At 75.4% G+C, this 15,984-nt stretch carries 8 protein-coding genes and 3 tRNA genes; 8 read left to right on the top strand and 3 right to left on the bottom strand.

Translation table 11 applies throughout. The annotated features are described in order from the left end of the window. The first annotated feature begins 67 nt into the window (after positions 1-67). A complete protein-coding gene (locus PUR61_RS40450) occupies positions 68-946 on the top strand; it encodes a DUF1906 domain-containing protein (protein ID WP_329884920.1) in 879 nt (292 codons plus the stop codon). 609 nt (positions 947-1,555) lie between these two features. Next, positions 1,556-3,217 carry a long-chain fatty acid--CoA ligase gene (locus PUR61_RS40455; protein WP_329884921.1) on the top strand — a complete coding sequence of 554 codons (1,662 nt, stop codon included), beginning with the start codon at positions 1,556-1,558 and terminating at the stop codon, positions 3,215-3,217. 121 nt (positions 3,218-3,338) lie between these two features. Here the strand turns inward: PUR61_RS40455 and PUR61_RS40460 are convergent, their stop codons facing one another. Further along, complete coding sequence (locus PUR61_RS40460) at positions 3,339-7,175, bottom strand: response regulator (RefSeq protein ID WP_329884922.1); 3,837 nt, start codon at positions 7,173-7,175, stop codon at positions 3,339-3,341. Positions 7,176-7,354: 179 nt separating this feature from the next. Between PUR61_RS40460 and PUR61_RS40465 the strand changes: the two genes are divergently transcribed. The 3 genes from PUR61_RS40465 to PUR61_RS40475 all read left to right on the top strand — a co-directional run bounded on the left by PUR61_RS40465 (position 7,355) and on the right by PUR61_RS40475 (position 7,868). Continuing rightward, a tRNA-Ser gene (locus PUR61_RS40465) sits at positions 7,355-7,448 on the top strand. 237 nt (positions 7,449-7,685) lie between these two features. Beyond that, positions 7,686-7,761 (top strand) — tRNA-Arg (locus PUR61_RS40470). A gap of 31 nt (positions 7,762-7,792) precedes the next feature. Continuing rightward, positions 7,793-7,868, top strand: a tRNA-Arg gene (locus PUR61_RS40475). A 70-nt stretch (positions 7,869-7,938) separates the two neighbouring features. Here PUR61_RS40475 and PUR61_RS40480 read toward each other — a convergent pair. Together PUR61_RS40480 and PUR61_RS40485 are read right to left on the bottom strand one after the other, a co-directional pair. Continuing rightward, positions 7,939-9,147, bottom strand: coding sequence for a globin domain-containing protein (locus PUR61_RS40480; RefSeq protein ID WP_329884923.1), 1,209 nt, complete (start codon positions 9,145-9,147; stop codon positions 7,939-7,941). 11 nt (positions 9,148-9,158) lie between these two features. Then, positions 9,159-9,575: a globin domain-containing protein gene (locus PUR61_RS40485; protein ID WP_329884924.1), complete on the bottom strand. Its 417-nt coding sequence runs from the start codon at positions 9,573-9,575 to the stop codon at positions 9,159-9,161. A gap of 320 nt (positions 9,576-9,895) precedes the next feature. Between PUR61_RS40485 and PUR61_RS40490 the strand changes: the two genes are divergently transcribed. From PUR61_RS40490 to PUR61_RS40500, 3 genes are all read left to right on the top strand, one after another. Beyond that, positions 9,896-13,372 carry an Ig-like domain-containing protein gene (locus PUR61_RS40490; protein WP_329884925.1) on the top strand — a complete coding sequence of 1,159 codons (3,477 nt, stop codon included), beginning with the start codon at positions 9,896-9,898 and terminating at the stop codon, positions 13,370-13,372. 185 nt (positions 13,373-13,557) lie between these two features. Beyond that, on the top strand, positions 13,558-14,832 hold the full coding sequence (locus tag PUR61_RS40495) for an SPFH domain-containing protein (RefSeq protein WP_329884926.1): 1,275 nt from the start codon (positions 13,558-13,560) through the stop codon (positions 14,830-14,832). Further along, positions 14,829-15,962 (top strand): C40 family peptidase, encoded by a 1,134-nt coding sequence (locus PUR61_RS40500; RefSeq protein ID WP_329884927.1) that lies wholly within the window; start codon positions 14,829-14,831, stop codon positions 15,960-15,962. Before PUR61_RS40495 ends, PUR61_RS40500 begins: the two co-directional genes overlap by 4 nt. Positions 15,963-15,984 lie beyond the last annotated feature (22 nt).

Consider the following 15,984-nt stretch of genomic DNA (forward strand, 5'->3'; position numbering starts at 1 on the left):
TGAGCTTTCAGGGCGCGTGCGGCGCGGCAGCCGCCCGTGCCCGACGGTCCGTCAGTATCAAGGCGGCGTGCGCTATCTCCGCCCTGCGGCCATCGCCGCCGCCTCCCTCGTCCTCCTGCTGGCCGCCGGCGGGCCGGGCGCGAGCGCCGACGTGGCCGCTCCGGCGGCCGCCGCCGTCCCCCGCATCCGCCCCACCGTCCTCCCCGACCGGTTCGGGCCGCCGGCCCTCCGCACCCGGGACCTCTACGCCGGTGCCGCCTTCGACGCCTGCACCGCGCCGCCGCTGGAGACCCTGCGGGCCTGGCGCGACAGCTCGCCGTACGGCGCGCTCGGCATCTACACCAGCGGCGGGCAGCGCGGCTGCACCCAGCCGAGGCTCACCGCCGACTGGGTCCGGCAGGCCCGTGAGATGGGCTGGCGGTTCCTGCCCGTGCACGTCGGCCTGCAGGCGCCGTGCAGCGAGCTCAAGCGCAAGCCGAAGCGGATCGACCCGGCCCGGGCCGTCCAGCAGGGCCGGGAGGAGGCGGCCGAGGCGGTCGCGGGACTCCGGGCGGTCGGGATCGGCGAGGGCAGCCCGGTCTTCCTGGACATCGAGGCGTACCCGATGCGCGACCCGGCCTGCGGTCAGGGCGTCGTCGACTTCACCCTCGGCTGGACCGAGGGCCTGCACTCCGCGGGGTTCCGGTCCGGCTTCTATTCCAGCCTCGACTCCGGCATCGCCGATCTCGCGGCGGCCGCCCGCGCCGGTAGCTCCCCGCTGCCCGACACCCTCTGGTACGCGCGCTGGGACGACCACGCCGACACCGTCGGCGGCGGACCGCTCACCCCCGACCTCTGGGCCGACCACCAGCGCGTCCACCAGTACCGCGGCAACGTCGAGGAGACGTACGGCGGCGCGGCGCTCACCGTCGACCGCAACCAGGTCGACGCCCCGTTGGCCGGCTGACCGGCCGGCAGTCGCGCCGCGCCCGGGTCGGACAGCGGTCCGGCGGCAACGGCCCGGCGGCAACGGCACGACGCAACGGTCCGACCCGTGCCGTCGCCCGGCAAGGCCCGTCGGCGGTCGGCGGTCTCCGGACCGCCCCCGCTCACTCCCGCAGCGTGAGCGCCAACCACCCCTGCCCGTGGCAGTAGCGGCAGGTCTCCGGGATGTACCCCGTCCCGGTCCGGTCCGCCCGGACCCCGACTCGCGCCTGCGTCCGCACCCCGCCCGAGCAGCACGGGCACGGCACCCGAAATTCCGCCGGCCCCCGCCCCACCCGTCGTTCGCCACGTCCGTCACCCATGCCCCCAGTATCCCGCCCGCCCCGCGCGCGCCACCGGGCCTTCCGGACTGTGGTACCGGGCCGACCGCCCGGGCGGCGCGGCGAGCGCCCGGGCGGGACCGGGACGAAGTCGTGATCGGGGCAACGGGGTCGGGATACTGACATCGGGCAGGCGGCGGGGCACAATCGGGCTCGGCTGCCCGCGTTACCGCTCAGTAGCCGGCCCGGTGGCCGGGGGCGGTTCTCAGGGGCAGCAGCCGCCGCAGTGCCGCCCAGGTCGAGGAGGACCCGTGTTCAGCACGATGCAGGACGTACCGCTCACCGTCGCCAGGATTCTTGAGCACGGGTCGACCATCCACGGGCGTTCGACCGTCACCACCTGGGACGGGACCGGTCCGGTGGTCCGGACGTACGTGGAGGTGGGGGCGCGGGCCGCGCAGCTGGCGTGCGCGCTGCGGGACGAGCTCGGCGTGACGGCGGACGACCGGGTCGCGACGCTGATGTGGAACAACGCGGAGCACCTGGAGGCCTACCTGGCGGTGCCGGCGATGGGCGCGGTGCTGCACACGCTCAACCTGCGGCTGCCGGCGAACCAGCTGTCGTTCATCATCAACCACGCCGCCGACCGGGTCGTCCTCGTCAACGGCACCGTCCTGCCGCTGCTGGCCGCGGTCCTCCCGGACCTCAACCCGACGCTCAGGCACATCGTGGTCAGCGGGCCCGGCGACCGGTCCGTGCTGGACGGCTTCGCGGGCACCGTGCACGAGTACGAGGACCTGATCGCGGACCGGCCGTCCTCCTACCCCTGGCTGACGGACATCGACGAGCGCCGGGCTGCCGTGCTCTGCTACACCTCCGGCACCACGGGTGACCCGAAGGGCGTGCTCTACAGCCACCGCTCGGTCTACCTGCACTGTCTCCAGGTGAACACCGGGGACAACTTCGCCTTCACCCCCCGCGACGTCGCGCTGCCGGTGGTCCCGATGTTCCACGTCAACGCGTGGGGTATCCCGCACGCCGCCTTCATGTCCGGCGCGAGCCTGCTCATGCCGGACCGGTTCCTCCAGCCCCGGCCGATGGCCGAGATGATCGCCGCGGTGCGACCCACCGTCAGCGCCGCCGTGCCCACCATCTGGAGCGGCCTGCTGGACGAACTGGACGCGGGGGACTACGACACCTCCAGCCTGCGCATGGTGGTCATCGGCGGCTCGGCCTGTCCTCCGGCGCTGATGGAGGGCTACGAGGAGCGCCACGGCATCCGGGTCGTGCATGCCTGGGGCATGACCGAGACGTCGCCGCTCGGCTCCTTCGCCCAGCCGCCCGGCGGCCTCACGCCGGAGGAGGAGTGGCCGTACCGGGTCACCCAGGGCGTCTTCCCGGCCTCCGTCGAGGCGCGGCTGATCGGTCCCGGCGGAGAGCGGATGCCGCACGACGGCGCCTCGGCGGGCGAGCTGGAGGTGCGCGGCCCGTGGATCGCGGGGGCGTACTACGGGGGCGCGGACAGTGACCCGGAGCGCCCGGACGACAAGTTCTCCGAGGACGGCTGGCTGCGCACCGGTGACGTCGGCACCATCACCCCCGACGGCTACCTCACGCTCACGGACCGGGCCAAGGACGTGATCAAGTCCGGCGGCGAGTGGATCTCCTCGGTGGACCTGGAGAACCACCTGATGGCCCACCCCGAGGTCGCCGAGGCCGCCGTGGTGGCAGTCCCGGACGAGAAGTGGGGCGAGCGGCCGCTGGCGACGGTGGTCCTCCGCCCGGGTGCCACGGCAGGGCTCCGGGAGCTGCGGGCGTTCCTGGCCGGGCGGATCGCCTCCTGGCAGTTGCCCGAGCGCTGGGCGATCGTCGAGACGGTGCCGAAGACCTCGGTCGGCAAGTTCGACAAGAAGGTGATCCGCGCCCACTACGCGGCGGAGCGGCTGGACGTCACCCTGCTCGGCAAGGAGTAGGGGACGGCGGGCGCGACGAACGGCGAGGGCCGGCCACTCACGGGAACGGGGTGGCCGGCCCTCGCCGTTCCCGGCGGCGAGCGGACCCGGCGAGCGGCTCTGACGAGCGGGCCCGCGGGGGTCAGCCCGCGGCCGCGACGCCCGCCTCGCCCATGGCGCCGATCCGTCCGAGCAGGTCGACGATCCGGGACTGGACGTCGTCGCTGGTGGAGCGCTCGGCGAGGAACAGCACCGTCTCACCGGTGCGCAGCCGGGGCAGCTCGCGGGGGTCGAGGTCGACCGAGGTGTAGACGACCAGCGGGGTCCGGTGCAGCCGGTCGTTGGTGCGCAGCCAGTCGAGCAGGCCGACCCGGCGGCGGCGGATCTGGAACAGGTCCATCACCACCAGGTTGGGCTGCACGCTGCTGGCCCGGGCGACGGCGTCGTTCTCGTCCACCGCGTGCTCGACGTGCATGCCGCGCCGTTCCAGGCTGCCGATCATGGCGGCGGCGATGTCCGGGTCGCCCTCGACCAGCAGGACGCGGGGGGCGTGGTTCTCGCCGTCGCGCGGGGCGAGGGCGCGCAGCAGGACGGCCGGGTCGGCGCCGTACGCGGCGTCGCGGGTGGCCTGGCCGAGGCCGGCGGTGACCACGACCGGGACCCGGCTGTTGAGCGCCGCCGTGCGCAGCGACTGCAGCGCGGTGCGGGTGATCGGGCCGGTCAGCGGGTCGACGAAGAGCGCGGCGGGGAAGCCGGAGACCTGGGCGTCGACCTCCTCGCGGGAGCGGACGATCACCGGTCGGTAGCCGCGGTCCTGGAGCGCCTGGCGGGTGGCCGGGTCGGGTTCGGGCCAGACGAGTAGGCGGCGCGGCCCGCCGTCGGCGCCCGGGGCGGGCATCGACGTGTACGCGGCCTCGTCCTGTGCGGTCGGTGCGGCGGGCAGTTCGGCCATCACCCGTGGGGCCGGCCGGTTCGCGGCGACGGGTTGCGGTGCGTCAGGGGCGATGGCGACCGGGCCGAGCGGAGTGGCGCCGGGCGCGCCGAGCGGGCGCGGCGGGGTCAGCTCGCCGAGTCCGGTGCCGACCGGGAGGGGGCTGTCCTCCCGCTGGTCGCCGGGGGCGGACGGGCCGGACGGGGACGCGGAGGGGAGCGCGGGCAGCGCGGACGGTGCCGGCGGGGCGCCGTCCGGCGTGCCGGGCGTCTCGGCGCCGGGGCCGGGCGGGACGGCCAGGCGGCGGCGCCGGCCGGTGGGCGCGGCGGCCGGCTCGGGCTGTGCGGGCGCGGGGCCGGCGGGCAGGGCGTGCTCCAGGCCCGGGTAGAGAGGGGAGTCGGTGACGCCGGGCAGGGCGAATCCGCCGGAGGAGTCCTCGGCGCCCGGCAGCGCCCGGCGCCGACGGGACGGCTTGGGCTCCTGGCCGGTGTCGCCCTCCGGGGCGGTGGCGGCGGTGGGTGCGCCGTCGGCGCCGGCCTCGGCCGCACCGGTGCCCGGGCCGAGGGCGAAGGGGCCGCGGTGGCCGGCGTCGCCGCCGGTGTCCCGGACCGGGCCGCCGTCGCCCCGCGGGCCGTCCTGCCGCTCGGGGTGCTGTCCGGCGTTGTGTTCGGCGTTGTGTTCGGCGCGCTGGTCGAGGTGCCCGGCCTCGACCGGTACCGCGTACGCCGTGCCGGATCGGCCGTCGTCCTTGCCCCACGGGTCGCTCTCGGGGCCGGCCGGGCCGCCGAGGCCCTGCCGCCCGTACGCGGGGTCGTTGCCGGTGCCGTTCCACTGCTCGGGGACGGCCCGCTCGATTCGTGCCGGGGCGTTCGGCCACTGGTCGGCGGGTACGGCCGGATCGACGGGGCCGGGGGCGGCCTGGGGTCCGCCGGGCGCGGCGCCGTGGTTCACGGACGGGTCGGCCGACGGGTCGGCGGACCGGTCGGACGGCCCGGAGGCGTGTCCGGGGGACGGCCGGTCCGCGGCCGGGTCCAGCGGAGCCTCCTCGACCGCGGGTCGGCCGCGGCGGCCACGGCGTTCGGCGGTCGGCTCCTCGGCCGGGACACCTTCGGCGGCGGCCCGCTCAGGTCCGGAGAGTCCGGCAGGTCCGGCGGGCCCGGTGCTCCCGGAGGGGACGGAAGCGGTGGAAGGGTCGGAAGGCCCGGTCGCCCCGGCCGGACCGGCGGGCCCGCCCTCGGACCCGGCGGCCGGCTCGGCCGCCGGCGCCCCGGTCGGCTCCTCACTGCGCGCGGTGGGCAGTTCCGGGATGCCCGGCAGGTCCGGCAGGACGGCGCTGTCGCTCTCCTTGGGCCGGTCCGAGCGGCCCTCGGCACCCGCGCGCTCGGCGGCGGCCTTCGCCGCGGCCGGGTCCAGCGGAAGCTCGACGACGTACGTGGTGCCGGCGCGGCCCGGAAGCTCGTGGGGCTGGAGCACCCCGCCGTGGCGCTCGACCACCGCGCGGGCTATCGGCAGGTGGACGGGGCTGCCGCCGCGGCCGGGGCCGCGGATCTCCACCCGGGCGACCTCGCCGCGCTGGGCGGCCGCGAGCACGACCATCGGCGCGTCCCCGCCGCCGGCGGGCAGCGCGGTCCCGCTGGCCGGGTTGAGTCCGGGCGCGGTCAGGCCGGGGGAGGGGAGGGCGGGTTCGGCGTCCAGCGAGAGGCCGACGCCGCTGACGTCGGCGACCAGGTGGGCCAGGGCCTGGGCGAGCCGCTGCTCGTCGGCGATCACCTCGACGGCGGCGGCGTGCACGGAGAACCGCACCCGGCCGGCACCGACCAGTTCGCCGGCGTGCTCGACCGCCCGGCGGACCACCTTGTCCAGGGCGACCGGGACGCGCTCGGCGGCCTTCTTCCCCGCCTTGTCGTCCGGCTTGCCCTCGGTGGACGAGCCCGGGCCGTCGAAGCCCGGCGGGCCGTTGCCCGCGGCGCCGGCGCCCGTGGACCACTCGCCGGCCTCGGAGCGCTGGTGGGCGAGCACACCGTCGATCAGTTTGCCGAATCGGCGGCACTCGTCGGCCAGTCGGCGCAGGGTCCAGTTCGCCTCCGGCCAGAGCTGGCCCGCAGGGTCGGCGGCGAGCGTGTCGATCCGGCGGTGCAGCGCGGTCAGCGCGCCGCCCAGTTCGCTCTCCAGGACGGCGGTGAGGTGTTCGTTGCGCGCGACCAGGGCGAGTTCGCGGCTGCGGTCGGTGAAGGTCATCACCGCGCCGACCAGCTGGTCGCCGTCCCGGACGGGGGCGGTGGTGAGGTCGACGGTGACCGGCCGGCCGTCCTTGCGCCAGAGCACGGTGCCGCGCACCCGGTGCTTGCGGCCGGAGGTCAGGGTGTCCAGCAGCGCGGACTCCTCCAGCGCCAGCGGGGTGCCGTCGGCCCGGGAGTGCTGGATCAGCGGGTGCAGTTCGCGCCCGCCCAGCTCGCTGGCCCGGTACTCCAGGATGTGCGCGGCGGCCGGGTTGACCAGGACGCAACGGCCTTCGAGGTCGACTCCGAGCACGCCCTCGGCGGCGGCCCGCAGGATCATCTCGGTCTGCTTGTGCTGGCGGCGCAGCTCCGCCTCGACGCCGAGCCGGCTGGAGAGGTCGCGGACCAGCAGCAGGAGCAGGTCGGAGGAGCGCGAGCCCTCGCGGTAGGGGTCGTAGGGCGCGAGCGGGGAGAGCGCGTAGCCGCGGCTGTCGCCGGTGCCGTCGTCGGCGAAGTCGTTGCCGGAGACCTCGACGGGGAAGGTGCTTCCGTCGGTGCGCCGCGCGGTCATCCGGACCGGCCGGTCGAGTGCGTCGTCCTCGCGGGCGGCCGGGCGCATCGAGCCGGGGATCCGGCTCGGGTCGAACTCGGGCAGGAGGTCCAGCACTCCCATCCCCACCAACGACGTGCCGGGCGTCTGGAGCGCGTGCACGGCGGCGTTGTTGGCGTCGACGACCGTGCCGTTGCTGTTCACCAGGAGCAGTGCGTCGGGCAGGGCGTCGAGTATGGCGGCGAGGCGAGCAGCGCCTCGGATCGGCCTGCTGCTCACGTCGACAGGTCTCCTCGGCTCAGGGCAGCTCTCTCCGGAGAAGGCAGTATCTCATTCTTCTTTGCGGCGGGGACGACCCGCCTAGTAACGTGGTCGGCGGTTGGTGCCGGGCCCCCGGGTTGTGGCATCATCACAGGCACAGGGAACGGGTCCGCGCACGCGGGCTTGGTCCATGTGGAGGAGGCTTCGCCTAGTCCGGTCTATGGCGCCGCACTGCTAATGCGGTTTCGGGGTTATTCCTGATCGAGGGTTCAAATCCCTCAGCCTCCGCCAGACGAAGAGCCCCGCCGACGATTCCGTCGGCGGGGCTCTTCGCGTCTCCCGGTCCGGGTCGGTCCGGTCCGTCCGGACCCGTCCGGCCCCCGGCCGCGCTCGGGGGAGGGCCCCGACGTGCCCGTACCCCGGTGCCCGGTGCCCCGCTACGGCGCCCGGATCAATCGATTTCGCCCCGCGTCGCAGGTCATGTAATGTTGTCCCCGCACCGCCCCGCTGGCACGTTCACCAGGGCGAGCGCTCATAGCTCAACGGATAGAGCACTTGACTACGGATCAAGAGGTTGCAGGTTCGAATCCTGCTGAGCGCACCAAACCCCGCAAGACCGGGCCCGCCCGGCACTTGCGCTCATAGCTCAACGGATAGAGCACTTGACTACGGATCAAGAGGTTGCAGGTTCGAATCCTGCTGAGCGCACCAGAGAGAAGCCCCCGGCCCCAGGCCGGGGGCTTCTCCCGTTCACGGCGGGCCGGGCGGTCGGCAGGGGCGCTCACCCCAGGTCGGTCCGGTTGATCCAGGGGACGTCCCGCTGATCCAGGAACCACTCCGAGGAGGTCAGCGGTCGGGCCCGGTTGAAGGTCACCGGTGCCGGGTCGTGCCGGATCAGCGCGGGATCGGCGCCCAGTTCGGTGAGGAGCGCGGTCAGCGAGGGGGCGAGGCCCGGCGGGCCGCTGAGGTGGACGTCCCAGCCGGACCAGTGGCCGTACCGGGCGAGTGCGTCGCGGACCGGGGCGTCGGCGTCGGCGTCGTCGCGCCCCTCCCCCCGTGCCGGGGCGGTCGGCAGCACCCGCAGCCGGGCGCACCGGGCGAGCAGCCGTTCCACCGCCGGCAGGTCGTACTGCTCGGCCTGCGAACGGGCGGCCAGCACCACGGTGACGTCGCGGTCGGCGGGGCCGGCGGCGAGTTGCTCCAGCAGCGCCCGGGTCTGTCCCCAACCGGTGCCGGCGGCCACCGCCAGCAGCGGGCGGCGTGAGTGCGGGTCGAGCACGGCGTCGCCGAGCGGGGGGCCGAGCCGCAGCAGTTCGCCGGGGGCGGCGTCGTCGACGAGTGCGGTGCTGAGCAGCCCGCCGGGCACCCGGCGGACGTGCACGTCCAGGGTGCCGTCGGAGCGCGGCGCGTTGGCGATCGAGTAGGGGCGCCAGACCTTCGGCACCCGGGGACTGCTGAGCGTGAGGTACTGGCCGGGGACGAAGGGGTACGGGCGCATCGGCATCAGGGTGAGGACGACGATGTCGGCTGCGGCCCGCCGGCGGGTGGCCACCTCGGCCTCCCACCACGCGGGGACCTCGGGCCGGACCCCGGCGGCCGCCCCGGTCATCGTCCGGGCGATCACGGTGTAGGCCTCGGTCCAGGCCTTCTCGATCTCGGGCGTCCAGGAGTGTCCGGAGAAGTGCCGCAGGGCGGCGATCAGACTGGCCCCGACGGCGGGGTAGTGCTCGGGCGCGGCCTGGAACTTGCGGTGGTCGCGCCCGAGCGCCCGCAGGTACCCGGTGAGCTGCTCGGGGTTCTCCATGCGCAGGACGATCTGGGTGAGTGCGGAGAAGAACCGGTCCCGCTGCTCGGTCATCCGGGCGGGGAAGAACGCCCGCACCCCGGGGTTGCGGGCGAACAGGTGGGCGTAGAAGTACTTGGCCATGTGGTCGGCACGGCGCTCGACGACGGCGAAGCTGGCGCGGATGACCGCGGGGTCGAAGGGCACCGCGGCGCGCCCTAGGAGTGCTGCGCGGTGGTGAGCGCCTGGCCCATGGTGTCGCTGATCACGCCGTAGACCGCGGTCCAGGACGCCTCGGTCTCCTCGGTCCACGCCTCGCCGGCGAAGTGCGCCAGCGTGGCGAGCAGGCTGGCGCCGACGGCGGGGAAGTGCTCGACGAGCGCCCCGTACCGGGCGTGCCGGGCACCGAGGTCGCGGAGGACGCCGACCAGCGTGTCGGTCTCCTCCAGATGGGAGACCACCGTGCCGAGCGCCGCCCAGAGCCGGTCCCGCTGCTCGTCGATGTGCTCGGCGAACAGGCCCCGGACCCCGGGGTGGTGCTCGAACAGGTGCTGGTAGAAGTACTCGGCGACGACGGCGCCGTGCGGTTCGACGACCGCGAAACTGCTCGTGATGAGAACGGGGTTGATGGTCACGGGCCCCGACTCTACTGAGCGGGCCGGTAATTCGAACAGAGTTGTCTGATGAATGGTCAGATACTGGTCCGTGGGAACGGGTCGGATTCGCCGGGATTCCCCGCGATACGCCGCCTAATGGATGAAATGCAGCCCTTTCGGGTACATCCCGTCCTGCCGGTCGGAGGGCCGCCAATCGGGTGTCATGCGGCCAATAGCGCAGGTGTCGCAGTATGACCGGCCCAGGATCGTGATTCCGTTTTGTCAGATCTTGTGTCCAGACTGCCCGGAGATCCCGGTGAACCCGGCGATGCCGGCAGCCGATACCGAAGGAGAGCCGGATGAGCCGACAGTTCCCGGCCGTGGCCGGCACCGCAGCGGTCCTCGCCGCCGGGCTGCTGATCGGCTGGAACCCACCGCCCTCGGCCGCCCAGCAGTCCCCCGGTACCTGGTCGGGGGAACAGCGCGCGGTGCTGCCCTCCGGACTCTCCGTCCACCTCGATTTCGCGGCCTCCCCCGGGGCGGCCGTGATCGCCGAGCCCGGGGAATTGGCGGACCGCGCCGGCGGCGGCCGGTCCGCCGCGCTCTACACGGACGGAGTTCGGCCCGGAGATCCCGCCCAGACCTTCCGGATCTCCGAGAACCGTCCGCAGACGGACGGTTCCTGGAGAACCGTCGGGACGCTCCGGCTGACATTCTCCCGGGCCGTCCGCAATCCCCGGCTGCACGTCAGCGGACTCGCCGTCGTCGCCACCGGGAAATCCGGCTCCACCAGTACCGCGGCCCGGCTGACCCTCACCGGCGGCTCGCCCGGCGGGCCCACCCTGGTCAACCGCACGGACTGGCCCGGCTGGACGGCCGACGGCAACGTCCTGGCCCCCGCCGGTGCGGACGGCACGTCGGACGGCACGGCCGGGTCCGCCGCGGAGGGCAGCCTGGAGCTGGCCGGCACCTTCACCTCGGCGGTCTTCCGGGTCGAACAGCGCACCACCGCCCGGGCCGGTTCCACCACCGCACCCCTCCCGCTCACCCTGGCGTCCACCGTCACCCTGGACGAGGGCGTCGGCACCGCCCCGCAGGGCTACGGCAACGCCTCCCACCTGCTCTCCGACCTCTACCTCGGCGGCGACGCCGCCCAGGCGGCCCGCGCCGACCGGCAGCCGGCCCGGCTGTTCCGACGGCCCGACGCGGGCCGCGCGGGGGAGCCGACGGGGGAGCCGACGGCCCCGGCCGGCGAGTCGCAGGTCCGCACCGGCCGCGGCGAGGAGGACCGCAGCGTCCGGTCCAGCCCGCCGCCGCCCCAACTCCAGCCCGGGCGGGGCGAGTACCAGGGCGCCGACCCGGCGGTCAGCTACCCGGCCGAAGCGGCGATCGGCCGGTACTACCGGCTCGCCGTCCCGGTCGCGGTCGGGGACGCCCCCGCCACCCTGGCGGGCTGGATCGACTTCGACCGCAACGGGCGGTTCGACCCGGTCGAGCGCGTGCAGGCCGAGGCCGCCGCCGGGGAGCGCAGCGTCACCCTGGAGTGGACCGTCCCCGGCAAGGCCGCGTCCGGGGAGACCTGGGCCCGGCTGCGGATCGGCCGGGACGCCACCCAGCTCGTCGAGCCCGGCGGGTTCGCCGACTCCGGGCAGGTCGCCGACCAGCGGATCCGGCTGACCGTCGGGGCCTCCCGCCCGGAGATCGCCGAACCGGTCGACGGCACGGCGGTCACCGAGACCCGCCCCCGGATCTCCGGCGACGGCGCGGTGGCCGGCGCCACGGTGGAGATCCGCGAGGGCGACACGGTGATCTGCCGGACGAAGGTGGCCCGCGGCGGCGGCTGGTCCTGCCGCCCGGACACGGCCCTGTCCGGCGGCGCGCACAGCCTCACCCCGGTGGAGACCACCGGCGGCGGCCTGGTGCTGCGGGGCGAGCCGGTCCGGATCACCGTGAGGTCCGCGCCGCCCGCCGTCCCTCTCCTCTCCCTTCCCGAGTTCACCAACGACCCGGGACTCCAACTGACCGGCACCGGCGAGCCGGGCAGCACCGTGACGATCACCGACCAGCCGGCCGACGGGCACGCCGCCGACGCGGCCGACCTGTGCAGCACGGCCGTCCGCTCCGACGGCGGCTGGTCCTGCCTGCCGGTGGAGAACCTCGCCGACGGGCGGCACCGGCTCACCCCGGCCGCCGCCGACCTCGCCGGGAACCGGACCGCCGGGAAGGCCGTCACGCTGGTCGTCGACACCGTCTCGCCGGACCGCCCGGTGCTCACCGAGCCCTCCACCGGGGAGACCCTCCGGACCGCCCGCCCCCGGCTCGCCGGGAAGGCGGAGCCCGAGGCACGGGTGATCGTCACCGCGCGTGCGGGCAGCGAGGCCTCGACGGAGCGGATCGTCGCCTGCGGGGCCACGGCCGCCATCGACGGCAGCTGGATCTGCACGGCCAACCGCGACCTGCCGGACGGGGACCAGTGGCTGGTCGTCACGGCGACCGACCGGGCGGGGAACGGGACGGCGGGCGACGCGGTGGCGGTGCGGGTGGAGGCGGCGGCCGTACAGCCGCCGACGGTGCCCGTCCCGACGGCGACACCGACGGCGACGGTCGCACCGACCGCTGCGCCGACCGGCGCGGCGACCGCCACGCCAACCGTCGCGCCCACCGTCGGGTCGACGGCGGTGCCCGCCGGCGGGCCGACAACGGTTCCCCCGCAGGTCCCGGCCGTCCCGGCCGTCCCGGCCGTCTCCCCCGGCGCGGAGACATCGGCCTCGGCCTCGCCGTCGGCGGCGGTCCCGGCCGTCGTGCCCTCGGCCGCCGCGTCCACGGCGGTGGCCGCACCGGTGTCACCGACGCCCGTGGTGTCCACGGCCTCGGGTACCGCGTCGGCGGCCGTGCCGACCGTCGGGACTCCCGCGTCCGGCACGCCGAGCGCTTCCCGGTCGGCCGCGGCCTCGCCCTCGGTCGCCGTTCCGTCCCCCTCCGCTCCCGCTGCCCCCTCCACTCCCGTCGGGTCCGCTTCGGCGGTCGCGTCCCCGGGTGTTCCTTCGCCTTCGGCCCCCGCCCCGTCGGGGCCGGCCGGATCGCCTCCGGCTGCCCCGTCGGCGGCCTCGCCCGAACCCGTCCCGGACCTCGTCTTCGACCCCGTCCCGCCGGGCCTGCTGCCGATCGTCGTGCCGCCGGTCACCGGTGTGGCCGTCAGGCCGGTGACGCCGTCCCCGACGGCCCCCGCGACGGCGGTGCCGCCGACGGCCGCCGGTGCCACCGGAACGGCGAGGACGAGCCCGACCGCCGGTCCGTCCCCGACCGCGCCCCGCCCGTCCTCCTCTCCGGCCTCTCCGACCTCCCCGACCTCGCCGTCCGCCGGCCTGTCCCCGTCCCCGTCCCTGTCCCTGTCGCAGGTCCCGTCCCCGTCGCCGTCCTCGCTCTCCTCTCCGCTCCCGTCCCCGTCGCAGGTCGCGTCGCAGGCCCCGTCCCCGGGCCCGTCCTCGCCGTCGTCCCCGATCCCGGACGTCATCCCGGCGCCCGCCGACACCCCGTCCGCACCTGCCACCGCGTCGGCTCCGGCCGCCGGGGCTGCGGTGGCACGGTCCGCCGGGCAGGCGGCCACCGGGGCCGACACCACCGCCGAGGCCGGCCGCGCACTGGCCGCGCCGCCCGCGCCGCCCGCGCCGGAGCAGCAGCCGTCGGCCGAGGCAGGTGGGTCGCCCGTGGCGTCCGACCGGCACCGGTCGGACGGCTGGCGCGGTGCGCTCGCCGGCGTCCTGCTGGTGCTCACCGGCATCGGACTGATCACTCGCCGGGTGCTCGTCCGGGGTTCGGGTACCCGGCGCCGCTGAACCGCTCACACCATCCGCTCATGTGCCTGCGCGTCAGGTCCGGCTTTAGATGATTCGTCAGTAAATGTCGACACGCACTAGCTCAAATGTCGCATTTGATGACGTATGAACTTAGCCTGACTCTGGCACTGCCCGTCAGATCCGGGCCGCCCGTTGCGCGACACACTGAACCTGAGGATCCGTGCATGGACGTCACCCGCGATTCTTCGCAGCGACCCGACAACCCGCCCAAGACGCTTCCGCCGGTGCTGGCGGAACGTTCCGCCTCCGGCTCCAGCCCGCTGGTCAGGGCACCGAAGCCGCCCAAGCCCGCCAGGCCGGCCGACAACGGTCCGGCCACCACCCCGCTGGCGGTGGTCCCCGGACCGGTCGGCGCCCCGGTCGACCTGCGCGATCCGCTGGAGGCCGCCGAACCGGCGGGACCGGGCGGCCCGCCGGAGACGGAGACGGTCCCGGTGAGCGCGCTCACCACCGCCACCGCGCGCCGGCCCCCGCGCGCCGACCAGGCGCTGCGCGAGCACAGCGCCGCCGCGTTGCCCGGCTGGGTCGCCCTCTTCGGGCTCCTGGCCGGTACGGCGGCCGTCCTGCTGGTGCTCCTGCGCGACGGCGTCATCCCGCACTGGGGCACGCTGCCCGACCTGCGCACCGCGGCCGTCCGGGCCGCCGGCACGGCCGAGGTGACCGCCCGTTCGGTGTCCGCCGTCACCGCCGCCGGACTGCTGGTGGTCCTCGCGCTCGCCGGACTGCTGGTCAACGCGGGCGGCGAGACCCGGGTGCTCACCCGCTGGGGCCGCTACCGGGGCACCGTCCGCCGCACCGGCCTGGTCTGGGTCAACCCGTTGCTGCGCCGCCGCCGGGTGGACGTCCGGCTGCGGCACTGGCGCAGCGAGCCGGTCAAGGTGGTCGACCGCACCGGCACCCCGATCGTCGTCCGGCTGCTGATCGTCTGGCGGGTGAAGGACACCGCCCGCGCGATGCTGTCGATCGAGGACCACGAGAGCTACCTGCGGGAGCAGGTCCAGGCGGTGCTCACCCGGACCGCCTCCATCCTGCCGTGCGACAGCAACGCGGGCCCCGGGCCCGCGCTGCGCGACGGCCAGTGGTTCGCCGACGAGCTGACCCGGGCGCTGGCCGCCGAGGTCGCCCCGGCCGGGCTGGAGGTCTACTCGGCGCAGCCGCTGGCGCTGGACTACGCGCCCGAGGTGGCCGAGTCGATGCGCCGCCGGAGGCTGGCCGATCTGGACGCGGGCCTGCGCACGGTGCTGGTGGACGACGCGGTGGAGGCGGCGGCACTCGCCGTCCGCCGGCTGGAGCGGGCCACCGCGCACGAGCTGGACGAGGCCGCCCGCAGCGCGCTGATGGAGCAACTGCTGGTCGCCTTCGTCGCCCCGGCCGGAGTGGCCGCCTCGGTACCGTCCCCGGCCGCCCGGGCCGGGCGAAAGGAAGGACGACCGGCATGAGGATAGCCACCGGCCCGGACACCGGACTCGCGTTCGACTCCTCGTTCGAGCCAGGCCAGGAGTTCGCGCCCGGGCAGGAGTTCGCGGGCGCGGCCGAGTTCGCGTTCGACCCGGACACGGCGCTGATCGGTTTCGAGGAGGGACTCGGCAGCACCACCTCGATCGCGGCCTGCTCCTGTCCCGACTGCGCGGCCGCGCGGCGCACCGTCCGACCGGCGGGGCCGTCCGGTGGCGGGCGAATACACCGCGCGGTCCGGAGCACCTGCCTGGCGACCAGCGTGCTGGCCGGTGCCGGGGTGGTCGGACTGACCGCCGGTGCCGGGTCCGCACAGGCGGCGCCCGGCCAGCAGGGCTGGGACGGCTCGAAGTACTGGTTCAAGGGCAGCGGCGGCGAGTGGCGGTACACGAGCCACTACGACGTCTACCTCAGCCGCACCCGCCAGACGGGCGGCTCCGGAGGGGCGGCGCAGACCGGGGCGGTGCAGACCGGGGCGGCCCGGACCGGGGCGGGGTCCGGTTCCGGCCCGGCCTCCGGTGCCGGTGGCAAGGCGGTCGTCTCCAACGGTTCCGCAGCCGGCTCCTCCGGGACGCGGCAGGGCTGGGACGGCTCGAAGTACTGGTTCAAGAACGGCAGTGGCGAGTGGCGGTACACGAGCCACTACGACGTCTACCTGAGCCGCACCGGCCAGTCCGGTGGTAGTCAGGCGCAGGCGTCCGCGCCGCCGGTCACCCGGCCCGTCCAGGACGCCGGTCCGGCCTCGGGGCGCCTGGAGACGGCGATCGACTACGCGCTCGCCCAGCTCGGCAAGCCGTACGTCTGGGGCGGCAACGGGCCGTCCGGGTACGACTGCTCGGGGCTGGTGCAGCAGGCCTACCGGCGGGCGGGCATCAGCCTGCCGCGGGTGGCCGACGACCAGTACGCGGCGACCACGCCGATCACGGCGGGGCAGCTGCGCCGCGGTGACCTGCTGTTCTGGTCGGACAGCGGCCGGGCCTCGGGCATCCACCACGTGGGGATCTACCTGGGCGGCGGCAAGTTCGCCGAGGCACCGAGGCCGGGCAAGCCGGTCCGGGTGTCGACGATCACCAGCGGCTTCTACCCGACCCACTTCGGGCGACCCGGGGCCTAGAAATCCCTCCTCGTTGTCCACA

The organism is Streptomyces sp. BE20 (genome assembly GCF_036322525.1).
Taxonomy (GTDB): Bacteria; Actinomycetota; Actinomycetes; order Streptomycetales; family Streptomycetaceae; genus Kitasatospora.

Bases quoted from the DNA above. Each gene is read 5' to 3' on its own strand.
- PUR61_RS40490 (WP_329884925.1), top strand. From the start codon at position 9,896: ATGAGCCGACAGTTCCCGGCCGTGGCCGGCACCGCAGCGGTCCTCGCC.
- PUR61_RS40495 (WP_329884926.1), top strand. From the start codon at position 13,558: ATGGACGTCACCCGCGATTCTTCGCAGCGACCCGACAACCCGCCCAAG.
- PUR61_RS40500 (WP_329884927.1), top strand. From the start codon at position 14,829: ATGAGGATAGCCACCGGCCCGGACACCGGACTCGCGTTCGACTCCTCG.